This window comes from Thermus igniterrae ATCC 700962 (assembly GCF_000376265.1).
In the GTDB taxonomy this organism is placed as follows: domain Bacteria; phylum Deinococcota; class Deinococci; order Deinococcales; family Thermaceae; genus Thermus; species Thermus igniterrae.
This window is the reverse complement of the sequence record NZ_AQWU01000012.1, coordinates 1-4,166: the sequence shown is the minus strand read 5'-3', so window position 1 is coordinate 4,166 and position 4,166 is coordinate 1. Positions and strand designations below refer to the sequence as shown.

Here is a 4,166-nt window from a genome sequence, read left to right as displayed (position 1 = left end):
GCCGTCAATCCCCGGCACCCGGGGGGCCTCGGGGTTGAGGAGGGCCTCTGGTTCGGGAAAGGTCTCGCCAAAGAGGGCGTTGAAGCGGCGGGCAATCTCCCGGGTGAGCTCAATGTGCTGCACCTGGTCCTCCCCCACCGGCACGGTGTCCGCCTTGTAGATGAGGATGTCCGCCGCCTGGAGCACGGGGTACATGAGGAGGCCGGACCAGATGGCCTCCTGCTTGGCGGCCTTGTCCTTGAACTGGGTCATGCGGGTGAGGTCCCCCAGGGGGGTGATGGTGGTGAAGACCCAGGCCAGCTCCGTGTGCTCGGGCACGTGGGACTGGACGAAGAGGGTGACCCGCTCGGGGTCCAGCCCAGCGGCGATGTTCACCAGGGCCGCCTTCCAGTAGTAGAGGCGGGAAAAGAGGGTACCGGGGTTGGCCACCTCCCGCACCGCCCCACCCCCGGGAAGGGGGCCCTGGGCCGTAAGGCGCACGGTACCCATCCCTGTCCCCACCCCCAACGCCAGGGCCAAGAGGGCCACAAGGCCATGGCGAGGGGCACGCCAAAGGGCGAGGAGCGCCAAAACCCCAAGGGCCAGAAGACCGGCCCGGTTGAAGGCAAGCCCCACCCCCAAAGCGGCCAGGAAAAGGGCCCAGGGGCTCCTCAGCCCCAGGGCCGCCCCGGCCACGAGGACGAAATACCCCGCCAGGTGCCCCTTCTGGGGGAAGGTAACCGTGGGCAGGTCTGCAGGAGCCGCCGTGGCATAGAAAACCCCCCGGCCCAGGAGCACCTCCCCCAAGGCCAAAAGGGCGAGAAGCCCACCCCCCAGGACCAGCCCCCAGGCCACCCTTTCCAGGGTTTTGGGGTCTTCCCGGGCCCGAAGGTAAACCAGGAGGGCCACCCCCAGCATGGCAAGGCCAAAGAAAAGCCCGTCCGAATTGTCGGAGACAGAACCTGTGAGGGCCACCGCCCGCTCGGGGGAGAAAAGGGCGGCCAGGACCATGACCAGGCCCAACCCCAGGAGGAGGGCAAGGGGGGGGTTCCTCAGGGCCTGGGGAAGACGGCGCAGGTCCCCCAGCCGCACCTGGGGATGGGCCCACATCTCCAAAAAAGCCCCCACGGCGAAAAAGAAGAGAACAAAGGCCTGCTTGGCCAGCACCACCCCCGCATGGCTGGGCATGGCAGGCCAGACGGCAAAGGGGTAGAGGAAGGCGAAAACGGGCCAAAAGTAGCGGAGTATCATGGACCCATAATATGGGCATCCTGCAGGAGCGCCGCCTTGCCCCTCTAAGCCGCCCCCTACCCGGCATCACCGCCTTGGCTCTTTTGCTGGCAGACCTTGCCGCCCTTCTCCTGGCCTGGGCCCTGGCCCTGAGCTTCCGGGCCCTCACCGGGGGGACCATAGACCCTTCCCTTTACTTGCGCCTCCTGCCCATCCTCCTGGTCTTTCCCGGGCTCTACGGGGCCCTGGGCCTCTATCCCGCCCTGGGCCTCCACCCTGCCTTGGAACTCAAGCGCCTGAGTACCGGGACCACCCTGGGCTTTCTCCTGCTGGCCGCCGGAGCCTTTCTTTCCAAAAGCGGCCCCCTCTACTCCCGGCTCTCCTTCCTCCTGGCCTTGGCCCTGGCCCTCCTCCTGGTTCCCCTGGGCCGGGCCCTCCTGAGGCACCTCTTCGCCCGCAGGCCGTGGTGGGGGGGTGGGGTGGTGGTGCGGGGGGAGCGGAAAGAGGCCGTGGCCAAGCTCCTCAAGGAGGCGCCCATCCTGGGCCTCAAACCCGTGGAGAAGCCCGAGGGGGCCTATGCCCTGGTGGTGGCGGGAAGCCTGGCCGCCGAGGAGGTCCTTCCCCTGGCCACTCGCTTCCCCAGAATCCTCCTCCTACCCCCTGGGGAAGAGGGCCTGCTTTGGGCGGAGGTGCGGGACCTGGGAGGGGTGGGAGCCCTGGAGGTGCGGCAGAACCTGCTCATTCCCGCCAACCTCCTTACGAAGCGCCTCCTGGACCTGATGGGGGGTAGCCTTCTCCTGCTCCTTTTCCTTCTTTTCCTCCCCTTTTTGGCCCTGGCCATCTACCTGGAAGACGGAGGGCCCCTCTTTTACCGGCACCTGCGGGTGGGACAGGGAGGAAGGAGGTTTTACCTGCTAAAGCTTCGCACCATGCGCAAGGACGCGGAAGCCTTTTTGGCCCGCTACCTGGAAGCCCACCCCGAGGCCAGGGAAGCCTGGGAGCAAGAACACAAGCTGAAGGACGACCCCCGGATTACCCGGGTGGGCAAGCTCTTAAGACGGCTTTCCCTGGACGAGCTCCCCCAGGCCATAAACGTCCTCAGGGGGGAGATGAGCCTGGTGGGGCCAAGGCCGGTGACGGAGGCGGAGTTGGCCAAGTACGGGGACACCCGTGAGCTTTACCTGCGGGTAAAACCCGGGATCACGGGCCTGTGGCAGGTTTCCGGAAGAAACCACCTACCCTACGAAAGACGCGTTGCCCTGGACCGGTACTATATCCAGAACTGGTCGGTTTGGCTGGACCTCTACCTGCTGGCCAGGACAGTGTGGGCGGCGATGAGCGGCAAAGGAGCGTGGTGAGGCGGGGCTTTCTGAAAGAGGTTGGGCTTCTCTACGCCCTCCACCTTGGAGGCAACCTCTTGGGGTTTTTCACCCTAGCCTATCTAGCTAGGATTTTGGGACCGGAGGAGTACGGCCGTGTAGCCTTTGCCCAGGGCCTTACCGCCTACTTTCTTCTCTTAGTCGGCTACAGTTTTGATTTCTCCGCCCAGCGGCGGGCAGCAAACCTAAACTCTCCCCAGGAGCTTGCCCAACTAATGGCAGAAATCTTAGGGGGAAGGCTTTTCCTGGTAGGGGTGAGCATCCTTATCCTTGGTCTTCTTTCTCCCTTGTCTTCGGTACAAAAAACATGGGACCTTGTTCTTCCCTTCTTTGGGATAGTCCTGGCTCAAATCTTCCACTCCGGCTGGCTCCTCGCTGCTAAGGGCTGGGTGGTTTTGCCTCAGGTTTTGGAGTTCCTTCAGCGGGTGGTTGTGATCCTGGGCCTTCTCCTTTTCACACGGGAAGGCGAAAATGGAAAGGTCTATGCTCTTTTGATGGGGAGCAGTGCCCTTTTGTCCTCGGGTGTCAGCTTTTTTTTGGCCACTCGCTTTCTTGGTCTGGTTCCTGTCTACCCACGAACCCGAGGAACGTTTACCGCTCTACGGGAAGGCTGGTGGCTTTTTCTCTCCCAAGGAGGAGGCACCCTTTTGGTGGGAGGAAACCCCTTCTTGCTGGGCCTTTTCGCTCCATCTGAGGCCGTGGCGCAGTATGCGGTAGCGGAAAAACTAGTCCTGACCATCTCGGCTCTATTCCAACCCCTCTTCCGCTCACTCTATCCAAGATTCGCCGTCCGCGCCCAAGAAGAACGACCCTCTTTGTTGGCCTTAGGACGCAAAGCTTTTTTCCTCTTCGGAGGCTTGGGACTCGGGCTTGCCCTCGGCCTGTTTTTTTCTGCCACATGGGCTGTAGAAATAGTCTTCGGACCTGGCTTTGCAGAGGCGGCGCTTTTGGTAAAGGGGTTAACCCCATGGATTTTAGCCAGCGCACTCAACACGGCTTTGGGTATGTTGCTCCTGGTCCCTCTTGGCCATGATCGTCCTTTCACCCTAGCCCTTCTAGGAGCGGGAGCCCTTCATTGGGGATTGGTATTTCTACTGGCGCCCAAGTGTGCAGGGATGGGCGTGGCAGGAGCGCTAGGAGGAGCCGGGCTCTTCCTAGTCCTTGTTCAAGCCCTCTTCCTTTACCTGAGGGAGGGTTTTTCACCGTTTGCACATCCCAACCGGCATGGAGATCTGGACTCTTGATGCGTGCAAGTGAGGTACGGAGGATGGTGCCTTCTAAGCAAATCAAAGTGAGAGGCTGTCGTAAAAGGGTGGTATCCTTGAGGGATGAGCTCTAGACGATCTTACCCCAGCGACCTCAGCGATGCGGAGTGGGCCCTCCTGGAGCCCCTCATCCCAGCCCCCAAGCCCGGCGGCCGCCCCGCCAAGGTGCCGAGGAGAGAAATCGTTAACGCCATCCTTTACGTCCTGGAAAACGGCATCAAGTGGCGGGCTATGCCCCATGACTTGCCCCACTGGTCCACCGTCTACCACTACTTCCGCAAGTGGCAGAAGGAAGGCATTTGGGAGAAGGCCG

Annotated in this window: 3 protein-coding genes and 1 pseudogene; 3 read left to right on the top strand and 1 reads right to left on the bottom strand. The window is 62.3% G+C overall.

Going from position 1 to position 4,166, the window contains the following annotated elements; translation table 11 throughout:
- Positions 1 to 423, bottom strand: a pseudogene (locus B128_RS12005) (tryptophan--tRNA ligase); the annotation flags it as partial.
- Positions 424 to 1,241: 818 nt separating this feature from the next.
- On the opposite strand from B128_RS12005, the gene B128_RS0100145 reads away from it, so the two are divergent.
- From B128_RS0100145 to B128_RS0100140, 3 genes are all read left to right on the top strand, one after another.
- Complete coding sequence (locus B128_RS0100145; protein ID WP_018110288.1) at positions 1,242 to 2,567, top strand: sugar transferase; 1,326 nt, start codon at positions 1,242 to 1,244, stop codon at positions 2,565 to 2,567.
- Positions 2,564 to 3,832: an oligosaccharide flippase family protein gene (locus tag B128_RS12480; RefSeq protein ID WP_169333331.1), complete on the top strand. Its 1,269-nt coding sequence runs from the start codon at positions 2,564 to 2,566 to the stop codon at positions 3,830 to 3,832. Before B128_RS0100145 ends, B128_RS12480 begins: the two co-directional genes overlap by 4 nt.
- An 84-nt stretch (positions 3,833 to 3,916) precedes the next feature.
- Positions 3,917 to 4,166 (top strand): transposase (locus B128_RS0100140; RefSeq protein WP_018110287.1); only part of this gene is annotated, 250 nt, incomplete at its 3' end.

What these genes read in the sequence shown, in the direction of transcription:
- B128_RS0100145 (WP_018110288.1), top strand. Translation starts at nt 1,242, where the DNA reads ATGGGCATCCTGCAGGAGCGCCGCCTTGCCCCTCTAAGCCGCCCCCTA.